Genomic DNA, 16,684 nt, shown 5'->3' with positions numbered 1-16,684 from the left:
ATGATATGACCTCAGCAGGACGCACCCCGTTGCCCCCTACCTTCTTCGTTGCCAATACAATGGAGATCTTTGAACGTTTAGCGTGGTATGGCTTTTTTGCTTTATCGTCTTTATATATGACCTCGCCGCAAAACCAAGGCGGATTAGGCTTTTCAGAACAAGAGCGAGGTCTGCTACAAGGCATGATCCCCTTCTTTCTTTATCTATTCCCGGTATTGACTGGTGCCTTGGCTGATAGATACGGTTACCGGAAAATGTTTCTGGTTGCTTATGCCATCATGTGCCCTAGCTATTACCTGCTCGGCCAAGTTGACAGTTTTATGGGCTTTTTTGTGGCCTTTATGGGAGTTGCTGTTGGCGCGGCCTGCTTCAAACCCGTTGTGACCGGAACGGTAGCCCGAACAACAGATGAAACCAATCGTGGCTTAGGCTTTGGCATTTTCTATATGATGGTTAATATCGGCGGTTTTTTAGGGCCGTTTATCGCGGGCTACGTTAGAGCGATTAGCTGGGACTGGGTATTTATCATGTCGGCCTTTTGGATCGCGGTTAACTTTATTCCCGCTTATTTCTTTTATAAAGAGCCAACAGATCAAAGCTTACAAAAAGGTAAGCCGCTTAAAGCTGTATTTAAAGATATCCAACAAGTATTGGGTAATGCCCGTTTCGCTATTCTCTTCTTTGGCACCTTAATTATTTTAATGTCTTACGGCGCCAAATGGATAAGCGGCGAAACCACATTAATCACTTATGCCATTTGGTTTAGCCTACATATTATTTGGGACAAACTCGCAAGCCCTAATGTCAAAGCACCTTGGTACGCCCAAAAAGTCAGTCTAGGTAACAAACCATTTGTGATTTATTTACTGATCCTTTCAGGAATGTGGATGGTTTATCAGCAGATATTTATTACTTTGCCTATTTATATTCGCGACTTTGTCGATACCAGTGATCTGGTGTTAATGCTGGCTTCTTATCCTGATTTGCTAGAATTTTTTGCCCCGGTTGATGTTAGTTTACTGCAAGCAGAACTGACGCGTTTAGCAAGTGAGGTTGCTAACGAAACACTCAATGCCAAGCAAGCTTACTTTGAACTGGTGCACACCAAAGTGATGGTGCCAACAGCAGAAATCAGCCAAGCACTCACAGCGATAACACAAACACCTACGCTTGCTGCGCAATATGCGCAAACTTGGGCGGTAGAATATCGCCAAGTTAACCCTGAATACCTTATCGGACTCAATTTTTTATCTATTGTTGTCATGCAACTGATGATCAGCCGAGTTGTTGAGCGTTTCCATGCTCTGCCAGTATTGGTTGGTGGCACCATCATCCTAGCGCTTGGCACTGCTATTGGCGGAATTGCTCACGGTGCAATAATGGGCGGCGCTATGGTACTAACCTCAATTTTAGTGTTCTCAATCGGTGAGATGGTTGCTTCACCAAAAAGCCAAGAATATGTGGCAAGCTTTGCGCCAAATGATAAAAAAGCCATGTTTATGGGATATTACTTTGTCTCTTCCGCAATTGGCTTTTTATTAGCTGGCCCACTATCGGGCTACTTGTATTCTGAAGTGGCGAAAGGCGCTGATCGTCCTGAGTTGATGTGGTACATCATTGGCGCATTAGGCGTACTCACGGCTCTTGGTTTAGTATTATTTCATAAATTTGGTACCACACCGCAAGCCGAAGATAGTGAACTTGAACTGGCTGAAATAAACTAAAACCAAACTAAAAAGCCCATATTGATAAACAATATGGGCTTACTTTATCTGTGCTAACCTGTATTAAAATTGTGAGCGAATAGCAAATACCCACTGGGTATCTTCATTCTCAATCCGCGCTAATTTTTCCCAATCATATTGGTAGCGGATCACCCAAGACCATTGTGGGTTTATTTGATAGCCAAGGGCTAACCAACTTCTCGCATCATAACGCTCTACTCCGTCAATGCCTGCGTTACCTTGCAAGTAAAGTTCGCTATACCAATGCTCGGTCATTGGTTTTAATACTGTTATGTTAGCATTAGCAGCCGTACTGTCTTTGTAATGCTTCACAGCCAAATGGTTCACTGCAAGCTCAGTAAAGACTTGAGTCGCAAACCAACCTTTATGCTCTGTCATTAAACCCATTTGGTATTGATAATGGCTAGATTTACCTTGAGGAGTGTCGGTTTTACCATGCTCGACTGAAGCTCTAAAGTTAAGGTCACTGGCAGAGTACAAGTAACCTAAATGCCATTTATCACCATCAAAATTGGTATTGGCTGAAAACTTTTGATGACTGGTTGCGAAACTACCACCGACTTTAAAGGTGTCATCATCAAAGCCAATATAAAGGGAGTCGCTCAACTTCAATGGATCAGCGATATGTCGAAAATCACTAGCCCAAGTGGGCAGAGACACCGCTGAGAGTACTAACAAACACCCAATACTCGACCGCAAAGCCTTTACTGACATTATATATACCGTAAAAAAGGCGCTATTATTACTTTAGTGCTAAGTAGCAGCAAGAGTTTTTACCTTATATTACAAGCGCGTAACCACACAAAAACATAGCGCGCAATAATTAACAGTTGCAACACTTATTGCGGTGTTTACTGAGATTTAACCTCTTCGACAGTTGATCTCATCACTGTGAAAAACTACCGTAATAACAGGAGGCAAATCCAATGCAACCCAGTAATAAAGCTTCACCAATGACGCAAATTTGGCATATTGTGTCTATGATCCCTGAAGGTAAAGTATGTTCTTACGGTAAAGTGGCTGATTTAGCAGGCCTGCCAGGTAGGGCACGTTATGTGTCTAGAGCATTAAAAGCGGCACCGAGTGAACTTGCACTACCATGGCACAGGGTCATTAATAGCCAAGGGAAGATCTCGTTTGCTGAACATAGCGAAGCGTTTATAGAGCAGATGCAACGATTACGCAGTGAAGCAATCATAGTGAATCGTGGCAGAGTAAAGTTAGCTGAATATGAGTGGCGCCCAGATCTAGCAACCTTAGTTTTGTCTATGCCTTTTTAACTAGCAACAAGATGACAAATAGCTAATGACCCCGTTTTGAAAAAGGAGCTGCCTTTGCTAAAAGTACTGACATCAAGATTACCCACAAAGTTAGCACCGCTATTTACGCTTGGTTTGCTATTAACTACACCCAATAGTTTTGCCAATACCACGGCTTTAACTCCTCATATGGCGGAGTATGAAGTTTATTACGGCAGCATAGAACTTGGTCGCGCGCGCTATATTTTACAAGCCCCAGAAGGCAACCTGTACCGCTACCGGTTTGACAGCGATGTGAGCCTACTCATGCTATCTGATAAACGCCATATTCGCAGTGAATTTAGTTTAGAAGATGATAATCACCTTGTGCCAATGCGCTACAGTGTTGAACGCACAGGAACAGGCCCCAATTTTCGTGAGCAAGCTGCTTTTGCGAAAGCACAAAATGTCGTTCATAGCCGCTATAAAGATGAACGCGCAAAGTTTCCCTACGACACAAAACTATTTGACCCACTCATGGTACAACTGCAGTTTAGGCTGGACATGGAGGCTAACAGAGATAGCTTGCATTACAGTATGGTGAAAGAGGGGGAAATCGATGACTATGACTTTAAAATTGTTGGTAAAGAACGAGTAAATATTGACAGTGGCAGCTATCAAACCGTCAAATTTGAAGTGGTACGCAACAGTAAAAAACGCCAGACATTTTTCTGGATGGCACCGGAATTAGGTTACTTACCTATTCGACTGTCTCATTTTGAAAAAGGCAGTAAACAATTAGATATTAAGCTACTTAATTATCGTTTTGAACCAGTAAACACGGAACAAGCACTAAACAAAGACACAGCTTCCCCTGACAATAATAAACAAGGGTAATAATGAGCTCAAAGTAAACCATTAAAAAAAGCTCGCTTAGTAAAACTTAGCGAGCTTTTTACTAACCTACGAACTGACTAACTCACCCTTTTTGAACAACTTCCACTCGCCAGGGCTAAGAACATTCCACTGTTCATCTTTCGTTAGCGGCCGCGTAGCAATTACGGTCACTATATCATTTGGTGTGGTTTCTTTATCAAAATCTATCACCACATCGGTATCAATTAACTTAGCTTTACCAAATGGTGCTCGTCGAGTGATGTAACATAAGTTATTGGTACAGTAACTCATCAAATGCTCACCATCACTTAAGATCATGTTAAACACACCTAACGCACGAATTTCATCGGCTAAAGTCGCAATATAATCATAAACAACTAATCGATCTTCAGGGGCTGTGTCACCAAATCGTTCAACCACTTTATCCATGATCCAACAAAAAGCCATTTCACTGTCTGTATCACCCACAGCAGTAAAGCGCTTAGCGACGAACTTATCTTCATAGCCAGTTAACTGACCATTATGCGCATAGGTCCAGTATTGCCCCCACAACTCACGAGTAAATGGATGGGTGTTCTCAAGTGACACACAACCTCGATTTGCTTGGCGAATATGACTAACCACAACTTCACTTTTTATCGGATAAGACTTAATAAGCTGGGCAACATGGGATTCACTGCTTGGACGCGCATCTTTAAAGGTGCGGCTACCTTTGCCCTCATAAAAAGTAATGCCCCAACCATCAACATGTGGTCCGGTTACGCCACCTCTTTCAGCTAATCCGGTAAAACTAAATACAATATCTGTCGGAACATTGGCACTCATGGCCAGTAACTCGCACATTAATCTTCATCCCGCTCAATTTACAACTTGATGCCTTTTATTCTAACCACTTGAGCGCCATTGGGGAATCTAAAGCGTTGCAAATAATTTAAACATTTGTTTGAAAAATGCTTGTATTAAAATTAACTAAGGTTTAGATTTTATGAGACACAGGTCTGACCACACACTATAATTGTGAGGTAGAACCCAAAAACAGTGCCTTTAGGTCAACTTTAGGTCACACATAAAAGGAGAATTACAGTGACGACCCTACTTTGGATCTTGGCGATAATCGTTGCGATAGGTGCTTTTGCTTATCTCAGAGTCTCTCTACTGACTGCTAGCTTAGGCACTGCAGCTGTATTAGCAATAGCAACCGGATTGGGTAATGCTAGCGCCCTACTTTGGCTAGTTTTTGTTGCAATCGCTCTGCCGCTTAATATCAGCTCATTTAGACAAAACGTTATTACCCGCCCTCTACTAAAAATGTACCGCGGGATCATGCCTGAGATGTCGTCAACTGAAAGAGAAGCGATTGAAGCAGGCACCACCTGGTGGGAAGCAGATCTATTTGCAGGTAAACCAGACTGGAGCAAACTGCATAACTACCCTAAAGCCACCCTTAGTGCGGAAGAACAAGCCTTTTTAGATGGACCTGTTGAAGAAGTTTGCCGTATGGTGAATCAACATCAAGTGTCACACCAGTTAGCAGACTTACCTGAAGAAGTATGGCAATACCTAAAAGATCATGGCTTCTTTGCGATGATTATTAAAAAGAAATACGGTGGTTTAGAATATTCTGCTTATGCACAGTCCCGCGTATTACAAAAGCTTGCAGGTTTAAGCAGCGAATTAGCATCAACGGTTGGTGTACCTAACTCACTTGGGCCAGGCGAACTACTGCAGCACTACGGCACCAAAGACCAACAAGACTACTACTTACCCCGCCTTGCTCAAGGCCTTGAAGTTCCTTGCTTTGCCTTAACTAGCCCAGAAGCTGGCAGTGATGCCGGTGCGATCCCCGATTACGGTATTGTCTGTAAAGGCGAATGGGAAGGTGAAGAAGTCTTAGGTATGAAGCTTACCTGGAACAAGCGTTATATAACCCTCGCGCCAATCGCAACTGTGCTTGGTCTAGCATTCAAACTAAAAGATCCTGATCAGTTACTTGGCAATCAAGAAGATTTGGGTATTACCTGCGCACTGATCCCTACTGACATTGAAGGTGTAGAAACCGGTCGCCGTCACTTCCCACTTAACTGTATGTTCCAAAATGGTCCGACTCGCGGTAATGAAGTCTTTGTTCCACTTAGCTTTATTATTGGCGGTGCTGAAATGGCCGGCCAAGGTTGGAGAATGCTGGTTGAATGTCTGTCTGTAGGTCGCGGTATTACCTTACCATCAAACTCTGCTGGCGGTATTAAAACTGCGGCGCTGGCAACGGGTGCCTATGCGCGTATTCGTCGTCAGTTCAAACTACCTATTGGTAAGCTTGAAGGTATTGAAGAACCGATGGCGCGCATTGGCGGTAACGCTTACTTGATGGATGCAGTAACCTCACTGACAACGACCGGTATCGACTTAGGTGAAAAGCCATCAGTGATCTCGGCTATCGTTAAGTATCATCTAACCGATAGAATGCAAAAGTGCGTTATCGATGCCATGGATATTCACGGTGGTAAAGGGGTGTGCTTAGGCCCAAATAACTATTTAGGTCGTGGTTACCAAGCTGCGCCAATTGCCATTACCGTTGAGGGCGCAAACATTCTTACCCGTTCAATGATTATCTATGGTCAAGGTGCAATTCGTTGTCACCCATACGTATTAGCAGAAATGGAATCTGCATTTGATGCAGATGCCAACAAAGGCTTACGCGACTTTGATGCCGCTATCTTTGGTCATATTGGCTTTACTACCAGCAACCTAGTACGTAGTTTATGGATGGGTCTAACATCTAGTCACTTCTCTAACGCGCCGTACTCGGATAAAACTAAGCGCTATTATCAACAGATGAACCGTTTTAGTGCCAATTTAGCACTATTATCAGATCTAGCGATGGCAACCCTTGGCGGTAACCTTAAGCGTAAAGAGCGTATTTCAGCTCGTCTTGGTGATCTGCTCAGCCAGCTCTATCTCGCTTCAGCAACGCTTAAGCGTTATGAAGATGAAGGCCGATTAACAGAAGATCTGCCGCTAGTGCAGTGGGCTGTTGAAGATTCCCTGTATAAACTGCAATCTTCACTCGATGAACTACTGGATAATTTCCCGATGGGCTTAGGTCTTGCACTGCGTGCAGTGATCTTCCCATTTGGTCGCCCACTAAAACGTCCAAGCGATATCCTTGACCACAAAGTGGCGAAAATAATGCAAACACCTTGCGCGAGTCGTGACCGTTTAGGTAAAGGTCAATTCTGGACTGCTAGTGAGCACAACACAGTAGGTATTCAAGAGCAAACCTTTAAAGATATTTTGGCGTCAGAACCTATCTACGACAAAGTCTGTAAAGCAGCGGGTAAACGCCTACCTTTTATGTGGCTAGATAAAGTGGCTGCTGAAGGCAAAGCCTTAGGTGTATTGAGCGAGGCTGAAATCGCCCTACTTGAACGTGCAGAAATCGGCCGAATGAAGTCTATCAATGTCGATGACTTTGACCCAGAAGAGCTAAAAGCTCGCACGCTTGAATATGCTAAGCAGTTTGAAGCGGCTTAATCGTTAACGCATTGCAACATAACAAAAAGGCTTAAGTGAATTCACTTAAGCCTTTTTATTTACCGTTATATTTACTGTTTTTTCAATTGCTTCATAAAATCTGTCATATGCGGTTTAAACTGCTTAAACAGCTCAACATCACGATTGTTCAGCATAACTTCGCCAAAAAGCTTTAAACCCACAGCAAAGGCGATAGCATCTGTTTCGTCTATATCCATTTTCCCTTTCATCATCTCGACAATTTTAAAAATATCGTCATGATTACGCGTTTCAAACACCAACTTACTATCATCAACAGCCTGCCCTTTCGCGTCTTGTAAATGCTCTAAAGTTACCTTATATAAATGGCCTTTCATGATTAACTCCTAATGAATAGGTTTAAATAGTGTTAATAAAAGCTACTCGCTAGCCGCCTTATTGAACTGATATTGCATATAAAAAAATCGTTCATCCTGTTGCTGTACACTGTAACCCAAACGTGTATACAGCCTAACCGCAGGGCTAACTTTAAAAACTTTTAGTTCAATAAATTTCACAGCCGCTTTCTCTGCAATGCCTACAACTTCAAGTAATACTAACTTGCCAACACCTTTATTTTGAAAACGACTATCTATCTGCAAATCTCGAAGCTGACAAACCTCATCCGTAAACGATAGCCTTAAAATGCCAACTGGCTCACCGTTAAGTATGATCTGCAGATTACTCAGCCCCTCAGTCATAGTTAAGATAGTTGTACTATCCCACTCTAGCCCGTACTTTTTATAATATGGTTGCATATTGGCTAAGGTAAGCTCGGCTGCAGCCGTCAAATCCGTGGCGGTTAATAACTCAATCAACACGACTCTGCTTTGCATGCATTTAATTGTATACCGCTCGTCAAGTGCGTAAAAACTATTCAGTTGGCAACATATTGACAGAAATTAAGCCCAACGAGTATTTGCAAGTTGCAATGCCTGTTCACGCAAGTAATCCATCCCCGCCAAGAAACCACTAAACATTTTTAACGCGATAAACTGGCCAGCTTCAGTAGTGCGGTAACTGTTTCCATCCTTAATCAAGGCTCCTGCTGCTAATAAATAGCCCAACTCTAACGGGAACGCCTGCCATAAACTTTTACCTGTATGTGCTTTAAAAAGCGCATGATCTAAACAGCCTTTACCCATCATAATCATCAAATGATGTTGGTTTATCGATTTGTTACTCAACATCTTATGATGACTTGTGCCAACATTGCCTTGATTAATAAGCTCAATATAGCCATCAATATCAAAACTAGAGATCTGAAATTGCTGGCCAAAACGTCCAAAAGCACCGGAGCCCACGCCAAAACAGTTTTCACCATCAAGCACATACTTATTTTCAACTTTATCACCAAAATTGCGGCTATAGGTCCAAGGAAACTCCATCATATAGTGCTCAGCCATTGCCTGTTTAACCGCCAAAAACTGTGGCCATAAATCCTTTGATTCACCTGCAAGACATTTTGATTTTTTGCGATTCTTACCTATTCCCAATGTTAATGGATAGGTGGTGATTTGGTCGGGTTTAAGCTGGATCATTCGTTCGATATCATCCACCACACTAGCCGGTGTTTGGCCCTTAAAACCATACATTAAATCAACATTTACAGTTGGAAAAAGCTCAATGCCTTTGGCAATATCAATTTCTTGTTCATCACCCGAGCCAAATTTTTCAAATCGGCCGCTGGCTTTTAATATATTGTCATCAAAGCTCTGTAAACCAATAGACATTCTATCCACTAAACCATTGAGCATTTCAGGTTTGCCGGTTTTAAAGTAGCTAGGATCTGTTTCGCAAGAAACTTCGCGAACATTGGTCAGGCTCTTTATCAGTTCAATAGTCTTAACCAGCTCATCTTCTAAAATAGTCGTTGTACCGCCGCCAATATACACTCGATTAAAGCGCAAACCTGCGGCAATCACTCGCTTTATCTCTTTACGTAATGCCTCAAAGTAAACTAAGGCTTTCTCTCGGTTATATTTTATTTTATGGAACGAGCAGAAACGACATTGTGTGTGACAGAAAGGAATATGAATATAGAGGGTTTCTATATGCTGATCGCAGGCCAAACCAACTGAGGTTTGTCCCGGTGAAAATACTGTTGCATCCGCTAAACTCAGCGACTGCATGATGGTTTGTTGCATAACAAGATCAAGACTTTGTGTTGCTAAAGATAAACGTAAATCGGCAAATGGCATAACTCACCTTTCAATGATGAATTGACCTGTTTTCAGGCACTAGGTAATGATTACCTTACCCCTGAGCAATAGAGAAAAGTGTGTTATATGACTGATGTTGATATTTTTTTTTAGATTTTACGCCAGCTAGATCACATAACAGCAATCAAGATTTCAACTGTGATTTTTTGTATCTTGCTAAAGGTTATCGCACCTGTTTTACGTCAATTAAAAAGGCAGTGATTTTCTAGGTAAATAAGTCAAATAAAAGCCAATTTAAGCTAGATTTTTGCATATCTGAAATCGCTAATTGACGACTCTCAGCATACAGAATTAGAAGATGATGTCGACATTAATAGCCAAGCTTCACACTGACAAGTTTTTATACATAGGCACGCAATCTAAGCTTATCCCTCTTGGTGAGTGATAGGTTGATACTTGCTCTCCGCTAAAGCCACAACTGCGGTAAAATGACGCTGCATTTAAGGTAGAATCAAGCTTAAGACTGCTAAGTTGATGTTCGATAGCCAGTGCCTCTAAAAATGCTAACATTTTTTTAGCTGCACCTTGGCCGAAACACTCCGGCTCAACAAAAATTGCATCCAACATGCCAGTCGCAGTATTGAGTTTACCGCTGCCTATTACTTTATTATCTATTACTGATACAAAGAAGTTATCGACAACATCAGCGATAAACTCGTTAGTGACGCTACCTTGAGTCCACATCTGAAGTTGTTGTGCAGAATAAAAGTCAGCGCATTTAGCTAAAATGCTACGACTACGAATGCTATAAATCGCCTCTACATCAGATGCCCTTGCTTTTCTTATGCTAATCATTTTGAAACGACACCTTAAAAACCGATAAATCCATAATATGTAAAATAGTCCCCATGCCCAATTGCAAGCCAGTTTCATCATAAGCGCTAGAAGCTTGGTTCATAAAGCCATGTTTATATGGCATGTGCAGTTGTTCAACACAATGCAACTGACTAATAATGTCACTCACCTCAGTAACATCAAAGCCCGGTTCATATTCAGGAAAAACCACTTGGGTCTTGGCAACAGGTTCCACGGTTAAATATTGATGGATGCGAGTCGGATAAAAACAGCAAAAAACTTTGCCTTGTGCTTTTGGATCTGATGCTAAACGCCAGCAGGCATTACCACCAGCACTAAAGCCTATGACCACATCCGGCTCAAGCTGCTCAAACGCCGCTTTTGCTAATACATAATAATCTTCATGACCGCAGCGCTCAATAAATTCACTGTAAGCAATCTGTTCACTCGCAAAATGATTTCTTACCCCAGAATAAGGATCGATAATATGAACTGTCGCTTGAGAGCCCATAGTTGCCGTCAATTGTTCTGTTGCTTCACCAACGCCAAAGATATCAGTGATCAGCATAACGCTTATTGACTGACAAGACTCACCTGCCAAAGGATCAAGACTCATTTGCGACTTGTTCATTATCTGCTTCCTTGCCTACCGCCGAGAGCCGGATCTGTTCAAGCTCTGCATATAGATATTCAGTAAAAAAGCCATGCATCAGAAAGCGCTGGCTCAGGTTCCAAGGACCCACTAAATAGTGCGGGTACTTGTTATAGGCCATCTCAACAATTTCAGGTTTATTGATAATACGGCCGATGCGAATAGCGATAGACTGATCTAAATTAAAGCCATTAATGGCATCGCGGTATTCATCACGCTTAAGTAAAAAGCAAAACAAACACATAAATAAAGCATGAGCGGTTTCAAAATCGATGACTTGGCTAGCTTTACGCTCAAATTTAAAATCAGCCATATTAATTGTTTGCCAACGCTGCCAAGTTATTGCCGAATAGAATTTATTCTGGGCATTTTTCACGTCACCAAGATGCAAGAATGCATCAAATAACTCTTGATCATGTTTAACAAACGAATCTTGTAGCATGTCATCGATCCGTTTCGGATATAAATCTACAACAACGGATTGCCCAGAGTTTTCTGATAGAAAATTGAGGATATTAGATTCAGTTGCAAAATGGCGCAAAATTAACAAATTAGCTTCTGGTGACACCAGGTGCTTACAAAACCAGCAAATCATCTTTTGCAATAGGCTGTGACCGCTAAACTGCGGTAGTGGTAAACGCTTTACAAACCATGTCACATGCAATAGCAAAGCAAATATTAACTGTAATAATGGTCTAAGCGTCCAACGAAAAGGATTCTCTAAATCTTTAATCCATAGCTCAAGTGCGACTTTTTCTATTGGCAGCGAATTGTCGTTGGCAATGGCACGTATAAACGCACTTTGATTTTTAATTGTCACTGTCAACCTCCTCAAGCTGCAAGATATAGAGCCGTGCAACCACTTTTGCCGTTCTCACTATCGCTTTAATCGACAGCTCATCAGTAGCGACGCGATCAATTAACTTATAGAGTTCAGCTATATGCTGCTCATCATTATCTCCGTGATAACGCATAAACTGAGTCGCTGTTTGCGGCAAATCAAGCTGCTCTTCGACTAGTTGTGTCCACTTACTGGCCATCTTGTTACCTAAGCCTTCGATGATCCACATCGCACCGATCAAATCGATAGGGTTTTCTTGGCTAGCGCGATACATCAAAAAGCCATGTAAAGCTTCAGAGCCTATATTCTTACTAGCACTTTGAATAACGCTCAACTCACCACCGCAAGCAGCATAATCACTTTCTAAAAGTAAAAAGTCTTGGTGCTCATCTTTAGCATGGCCAATCACTATCGAACGCACATCGGCATAATCGCGATTAAAACTTGACGCGCAACGGGTGATCCAGCGCGAACCTTCTATTACTTGCTGGCGTAAATTAAGCAGTAATTTCAGATAGTCTTGCTGGCTAAGTCTATTCTGCTCTAACCGCTTAACAATGGGTGCTTTAGAAAGCGCAAGGTCGAAGTCAAACCACACCTTGAGTAATGCCTGCAAGCATGCTTGACCCGATGCTGTTAATACCTGTTCAGCCATAACTTACTCCACTACAGTTAGGTGCATATAAGCACAATTAAATCGACCGCTCTCTGGCACCATACAAAATAGAGTTTGCCCAACGGTTAACGCGTGAGTTGCTAAGAATTCATCCAACATAATAAAAATTGAGGCACAACCGGTATTACCCCGCTCATAAAGGTTGGTATACCATTTATGTTCTGGGATCTGCACTCCAGCCACATCAAGCATATCGACAATTTTGCTTTTAAAGTAAGCCGATGAAAAATGACAAAGTACGTGGTCAATCTCCGGCACATTAAATAGGCCTTGTTGCTGAAGTTTTAAAAAACCATTGACGCCAACAGAGACAATATTATCGAGCAAACGCACATCTTGACGCAGCAGTAATGCTCCAGCCTGCTCAGCCTCACTATAAGTTGCGAAATCCTGCCAACTTTGCTCACTTGCCTTTGGCATTCCCACTGACATACACACAGGATAAACATCTGCATGAGAAAAACTTTTAATCCAGTCGATACGTAAGCTTTTGCCAGTTTTTCTAGGCTGGTTTTCAAGTAATAGCGCACCGGCACCATCCGATAGCATCCATCGTAAAAACTCGGCGTTAAAGTCCACTTCATTACCAGAGACTTGTTCATAGCGTGTATGCTTAAATAAGCGCGATGCTAACTCACTAGTAATCACTAAGGCGTTAGCAGACTCTTGAGCCTTAATATTGGTAAAAGCGGCTTTTAACGCCATCATAGAGCTTGAGCAGATCCCATGACTGGTATGCAATTCAACAGCTGATAGATCTAACTCTGCCTGCACCATACTGCCAAAACCGGGGAGTACTAAATCCCCCTGACTGGTCGCGACACTGAGCATTTCTACTTGGTTAGCAGCTAGATAACTAGAATCTAAACAACGCCGACCTGCATGAGCCGCCATCTCGCTATTTGAAATCTGTGTTTGTTGTTGCTTATCGATCGCGTAATGCCGAGTCTTGATGCCATTAGACTGTAAAATCTTATGCTTTAAACGACTTTTTTTGCCATTAACTAAGCCCAAAACAGCTTCAATTTCATCATTACCTATCGCGGGGCCAGGAAGAAAGTGCCCGCTACTATTGATATAAACGCTCAACTAACCGCCCTCTTTTTCAATGCAACTCGAATACAGCGAATGTTCTCTTCGATATAAGGAAACACGCACACCACAGCCATAAAACTGACATAACTAACGAAATAGCCACTGCCACCATGAGGCGTTGCAACTGGTACTAGTGACATATTGCCTTGCCAATTAAAGCTAATTAAATTAATAAATTGTGGCCAATTAATAATGACTATGGTGATCAGCATATACATAGGTAGCGTGCCTAGATAGTTATGGGCATGCATCTCCCAAATGGAGATCTCGCGTTTAGGTGATGCATATCTCACATCGGCATGCGCAACGAGTTCATGTAATATCCAAGTGAAAAAGCAGATGATAAGGATAAGTACATTGACGGTATAAAGTAGACACAGCACCAATGGGATAGCTATTTGGATCCCCATGACCGAGTGCATTAACGTCTCTTTTACCCCGGAGGTATGTTCAATTTTGGTGGCGCGATGGCAAAACCAATCGGCTAGACCTGCTATGCCCCAGATAGGCAATAGCATAAACAGCAGAAAGTTAATCAGTAACTGTGACGTATCCATGTCACTAATCCCTTTTATCTATTAACTAAAAATAAAGCTGGGCAGATTAACATTTAGCAGATTATTTGTAAGTACAATCGTTAATAAAAAGAGTTTTCTCTGTAAAGACCAAGCCTATTTCAACAACTTGGCTAAGGGCTAAGAATTAGCTCACTGTGCTATAAGAAATTCATCTGTTAGTTAAATATCAAGCTATACTCATCGCAGCACAGCTTGATAATATCGTCGCAACACACAGTATGAGCGAGTTAACAGCTTGGGCTTCCCTGCTATTCACTGTCACTATTTAACTGATTTAAAATAACTTTGTCATCACTAGGAACCGTTTTTTGCAGTTCTGCGGGGATCAGGCTAATTAGCTCAACACCTGCTGGCAGGGGCGCTTGCGTTTCAGCACTAATAACCCTGACTTTTCCATCTTGCAAATATATTAGTGGAATAGCTGATTGACCATATTGCTCCATAAACATGGTGTAGCTAAAACTCTCAGTCAGGCGAGTACTTTTAATACTCGCTCCTTTTGCCATAAGGCTTGCCAGTTTAGAATAAGAAACGCCTTCACCGAACAGACATAAGCGCTTCAAATAGGATTCTGATAGTTGGTGTCTCGCACTGGAAGCTTCACTGTTATTAAGTCCAAATACTTTCTCACCACCAAATACATCTTGAAAGTAAAAGCTTACTAGAGGATTAAGTTGCCGATAGGGAGACATAATCAATACACGTCCGATCCCTGCCATATTCATGTGGTTTTCCGCATGCTCTGACGCAGGATTGCCAAAATATACTGGAATATTATCCATTCTAGCGAGACGAATATTGTCCCAGTTATTATCAGCTAATAAAACAGTAACCCCTTTTGATTGCAGGGTTTTAGCTAAGGCACGTGGGAAACTCGATGCGCCAAAAATCAGCAAACCTTGCGAAGAATCTGCTGTAACCCCCAGCACTTTAGCCCAGCGCCCAGCGGTTAAACTTTGAATGACAACAGTGCCAATAATAATTAAAAACACTAGCGGCACAATCATTTCAGCGCCTTTTATTCCCATAGCTTCCAGCTTAATCGCAAACAGTGATGACACTGCAGCGGCAACAATACCACGAGGCGCAACCCAACTTAAAAACCACTTATCACCGCTAGAGAGCGATGTACCTACGCCACAACACCAAATGCTAAGGGGACGAGCAACTAACATCACTACCGCAAGCAAGGCTAGCCCTTCCCAGCCTAGGTTTAACAACGCGTCAGCATTGAGCCTAGCAGCAAGCAAAATAAATAGTGCTGAGATCAGCAGCACAGTTAAGGTCTCTTTAAACTCAAGAATATCGGCAATATCAACGCCTTTCATATTGGCCAGCCAAATCCCCATAACGGTTACGGAAAGTAACCCCGCTTCTTCTTGTAATAAATTAGAGCCAACAAAGACTGCGATCATTAAGGTCAATACTGCAGTATTGCGTAAATAATGTGGTAATAGGTTATTACGTAAAACCAGTCCGACTATATAACCACTCATTGCGCCGAAGCCTAGACCAATTGCCAACATTGCACTTAGCGCATGAAGCACGTGGGTTGTGGGATCAGCTGCAACTGCAATGTATTCGAATACAAGCACAGCCAATAACGCACCAATCGGATCAATCACTATGCCTTCCCAGCGTAAAATACTAGCAAGCTCTGTTTTAGGCCTAACACTTCGCAACATAGGCACAATCACAGTTGGGCCAGTTACCACGACTAAGGCACCAAATAGCAAGGCCATTGACCACTGAAAATCGAGCAGATAAAAAGTCCCTACGGCAATACAAGCCCAAGTGATGACAGTGCCAAGCGTCACCAAGCGCGTAACCATTATTCCGTGCTCTTGGATCTCCTTAAAATTAAGGGTTAACGCACCTTCAAATAAGATCACAGCAACGCCCAGTGAAATAATGGGAAATAACAGATCACCAAAAATCACATCAGGTTGCAAAAAACCAATACCTGGGCCAAGTAACAGGCCGCACAGCAATAAAGGTAAAATTGCCGGTAATCTCAGCCTCCAACCTATCCACTGACAAAATAATGATAAAACACCTAGCAAAGCAAGCATCGCAGTGATCTGCTCCAGCATAGCCTATTTCCTTATCTGAACGTTTCAATCGAAACACTATTTGTTAAAACATGTGATTGTGTGTAAATAAACACTATAGACAAACTTGAGTAATACCAATTAGTACAAAGATTTGGTCGCTCAGCGAGAGTTTAGCGGCACTGAGACAAGGCAACGAGTGAAGAGCATAGTTGAACTAGGTTCAAGCTTCCTCTTTATTATCAAGAGTCGCAGGATCAGAGCCGCTAAAACTCGCCATTCTGGAGCGTTTTTGGCTGCCTACTTCTGCGTTGAATAACTTCACAAGGGAACAACCATTCTTTC

16 protein-coding genes are annotated in these 16,684 nt (G+C 42.2%); 4 read left to right on the top strand and 12 right to left on the bottom strand.

Features of this window, described 5'->3' with window-relative positions; all coding sequences use genetic code 11:
• Positions 1-5: 5 nt before the first annotated feature.
• A complete protein-coding gene (locus L884_RS0117880; protein WP_028768774.1) occupies positions 6-1,724 on the top strand; it encodes an MFS transporter in 1,719 nt (572 codons plus the stop codon).
• Between the two features lie 63 nt (positions 1,725-1,787).
• On the opposite strand, the gene L884_RS0117875 is transcribed toward L884_RS0117880, so the two are convergent.
• Positions 1,788-2,459, bottom strand: a complete 672-nt coding sequence (locus tag L884_RS0117875) for a hypothetical protein (RefSeq protein WP_028768773.1) — start codon at positions 2,457-2,459, stop codon at positions 1,788-1,790.
• A 212-nt stretch (positions 2,460-2,671) separates the two neighbouring features.
• Between L884_RS0117875 and L884_RS0117870 the strand changes: the two genes are divergently transcribed.
• Together L884_RS0117870 and L884_RS0117865 are read left to right on the top strand one after the other, a co-directional pair.
• Complete coding sequence (locus L884_RS0117870) at positions 2,672-3,025, top strand: MGMT family protein (RefSeq protein WP_037411189.1); 354 nt, start codon at positions 2,672-2,674, stop codon at positions 3,023-3,025.
• Positions 3,026-3,139: 114 nt separating this feature from the next.
• Positions 3,140-3,880 (top strand): DUF3108 domain-containing protein, encoded by a 741-nt coding sequence (locus tag L884_RS0117865; protein WP_037411229.1) that lies wholly within the window; start codon positions 3,140-3,142, stop codon positions 3,878-3,880.
• Positions 3,881-3,946: 66 nt separating this feature from the next.
• Here the strand turns inward: L884_RS0117865 and L884_RS0117860 are convergent, their stop codons facing one another.
• The gene (locus tag L884_RS0117860) at positions 3,947-4,723 is read right to left on the bottom strand and encodes a class II glutamine amidotransferase (RefSeq protein ID WP_028768770.1); all 777 of its coding nucleotides are present in this window, start codon (positions 4,721-4,723) and stop codon (positions 3,947-3,949) included.
• Positions 4,724-4,963: 240 nt separating this feature from the next.
• On the opposite strand from L884_RS0117860, the gene fadE reads away from it, so the two are divergent.
• The gene (gene fadE / locus L884_RS0117855; RefSeq protein ID WP_028768769.1) at positions 4,964-7,411 is read left to right on the top strand and encodes an acyl-CoA dehydrogenase FadE; all 2,448 of its coding nucleotides are present in this window, start codon (positions 4,964-4,966) and stop codon (positions 7,409-7,411) included.
• Between the two features lie 71 nt (positions 7,412-7,482).
• Here fadE and L884_RS0117850 read toward each other — a convergent pair whose 3' ends face one another.
• The 10 genes from L884_RS0117850 to L884_RS0117805 form a co-directional block, all read right to left on the bottom strand.
• A complete protein-coding gene (locus L884_RS0117850; protein ID WP_028768768.1) occupies positions 7,483-7,767 on the bottom strand; it encodes a DUF3861 domain-containing protein in 285 nt (94 codons plus the stop codon).
• Between the two features lie 42 nt (positions 7,768-7,809).
• The gene (locus L884_RS0117845; protein WP_211239213.1) at positions 7,810-8,250 is read right to left on the bottom strand and encodes a GNAT family N-acetyltransferase; all 441 of its coding nucleotides are present in this window, start codon (positions 8,248-8,250) and stop codon (positions 7,810-7,812) included.
• Positions 8,251-8,331: 81 nt separating this feature from the next.
• Complete coding sequence (locus L884_RS0117840) at positions 8,332-9,630, bottom strand: coproporphyrinogen III oxidase family protein (RefSeq protein WP_028768766.1); 1,299 nt, start codon at positions 9,628-9,630, stop codon at positions 8,332-8,334.
• Positions 9,631-9,975: 345 nt separating this feature from the next.
• Positions 9,976-10,446 carry a GNAT family N-acetyltransferase gene (locus L884_RS0117835; protein WP_028768765.1) on the bottom strand — a complete coding sequence of 157 codons (471 nt, stop codon included), beginning with the start codon at positions 10,444-10,446 and terminating at the stop codon, positions 9,976-9,978.
• The gene (locus tag L884_RS22350) at positions 10,439-11,077 is read right to left on the bottom strand and encodes a dienelactone hydrolase family protein (protein ID WP_051435683.1); all 639 of its coding nucleotides are present in this window, start codon (positions 11,075-11,077) and stop codon (positions 10,439-10,441) included. Before L884_RS22350 ends, L884_RS0117835 begins: the two co-directional genes overlap by 8 nt.
• Complete coding sequence (locus L884_RS22345; RefSeq protein WP_037411187.1) at positions 11,052-11,918, bottom strand: DUF6999 family protein; 867 nt, start codon at positions 11,916-11,918, stop codon at positions 11,052-11,054. The genes L884_RS22350 and L884_RS22345 overlap by 26 nt, the downstream gene beginning before the upstream one ends.
• Positions 11,908-12,594: an iron-containing redox enzyme family protein gene (locus tag L884_RS0117820; RefSeq protein WP_028768764.1), complete on the bottom strand. Its 687-nt coding sequence runs from the start codon at positions 12,592-12,594 to the stop codon at positions 11,908-11,910. Before L884_RS0117820 ends, L884_RS22345 begins: the two co-directional genes overlap by 11 nt.
• A gap of 3 nt (positions 12,595-12,597) precedes the next feature.
• On the bottom strand, positions 12,598-13,704 hold the full coding sequence (locus tag L884_RS0117815) for a beta-ketoacyl-ACP synthase III (RefSeq protein WP_028768763.1): 1,107 nt from the start codon (positions 13,702-13,704) through the stop codon (positions 12,598-12,600).
• The gene (locus L884_RS0117810; protein ID WP_028768762.1) at positions 13,701-14,267 is read right to left on the bottom strand and encodes a hypothetical protein; all 567 of its coding nucleotides are present in this window, start codon (positions 14,265-14,267) and stop codon (positions 13,701-13,703) included. The genes L884_RS0117815 and L884_RS0117810 overlap by 4 nt, the downstream gene beginning before the upstream one ends.
• A gap of 269 nt (positions 14,268-14,536) precedes the next feature.
• The gene (locus tag L884_RS0117805) at positions 14,537-16,381 is read right to left on the bottom strand and encodes a cation:proton antiporter (protein WP_028768761.1); all 1,845 of its coding nucleotides are present in this window, start codon (positions 16,379-16,381) and stop codon (positions 14,537-14,539) included.
• Between the last annotated feature and the right edge of the window lie 303 nt (positions 16,382-16,684).

Origin of the sequence: Shewanella fidelis ATCC BAA-318, from assembly GCF_000518605.1 — a bacterium.
GTDB classification, from domain to species: domain Bacteria; phylum Pseudomonadota; class Gammaproteobacteria; order Enterobacterales; family Shewanellaceae; genus Shewanella; species Shewanella fidelis.
Note: the sequence above shows the minus strand (reverse complement) of the source record. Positions and strands in the feature narration are given on the sequence as shown.

Excerpts from the sequence above, each read along its gene's own strand:
- L884_RS0117880 (WP_028768774.1), top strand. The coding sequence starts at position 6 with ATGACCTCAGCAGGACGCACCCCGTTGCCCCCTACCTTCTTCGTTGCC.
- L884_RS0117875 (WP_028768773.1), bottom strand. The coding sequence starts at position 2,459 with ATGTCAGTAAAGGCTTTGCGGTCGAGTATTGGGTGTTTGTTAGTACTC.
- L884_RS0117870 (WP_037411189.1), top strand. The coding sequence starts at position 2,672 with ATGCAACCCAGTAATAAAGCTTCACCAATGACGCAAATTTGGCATATT.
- L884_RS0117860 (WP_028768770.1), bottom strand. The coding sequence starts at position 4,723 with ATGTGCGAGTTACTGGCCATGAGTGCCAATGTTCCGACAGATATTGTA.
- L884_RS0117850 (WP_028768768.1), bottom strand. The coding sequence starts at position 7,767 with ATGAAAGGCCATTTATATAAGGTAACTTTAGAGCATTTACAAGACGCG.
- L884_RS0117840 (WP_028768766.1), bottom strand. The coding sequence starts at position 9,630 with ATGCCATTTGCCGATTTACGTTTATCTTTAGCAACACAAAGTCTTGAT.
- L884_RS0117835 (WP_028768765.1), bottom strand. The coding sequence starts at position 10,446 with ATGATTAGCATAAGAAAAGCAAGGGCATCTGATGTAGAGGCGATTTAT.
- L884_RS22350 (WP_051435683.1), bottom strand. The coding sequence starts at position 11,077 with ATGAACAAGTCGCAAATGAGTCTTGATCCTTTGGCAGGTGAGTCTTGT.
- L884_RS0117820 (WP_028768764.1), bottom strand. The coding sequence starts at position 12,594 with ATGGCTGAACAGGTATTAACAGCATCGGGTCAAGCATGCTTGCAGGCA.
- L884_RS0117810 (WP_028768762.1), bottom strand. The coding sequence starts at position 14,267 with ATGGATACGTCACAGTTACTGATTAACTTTCTGCTGTTTATGCTATTG.
- L884_RS0117805 (WP_028768761.1), bottom strand. The coding sequence starts at position 16,381 with ATGCTGGAGCAGATCACTGCGATGCTTGCTTTGCTAGGTGTTTTATCA.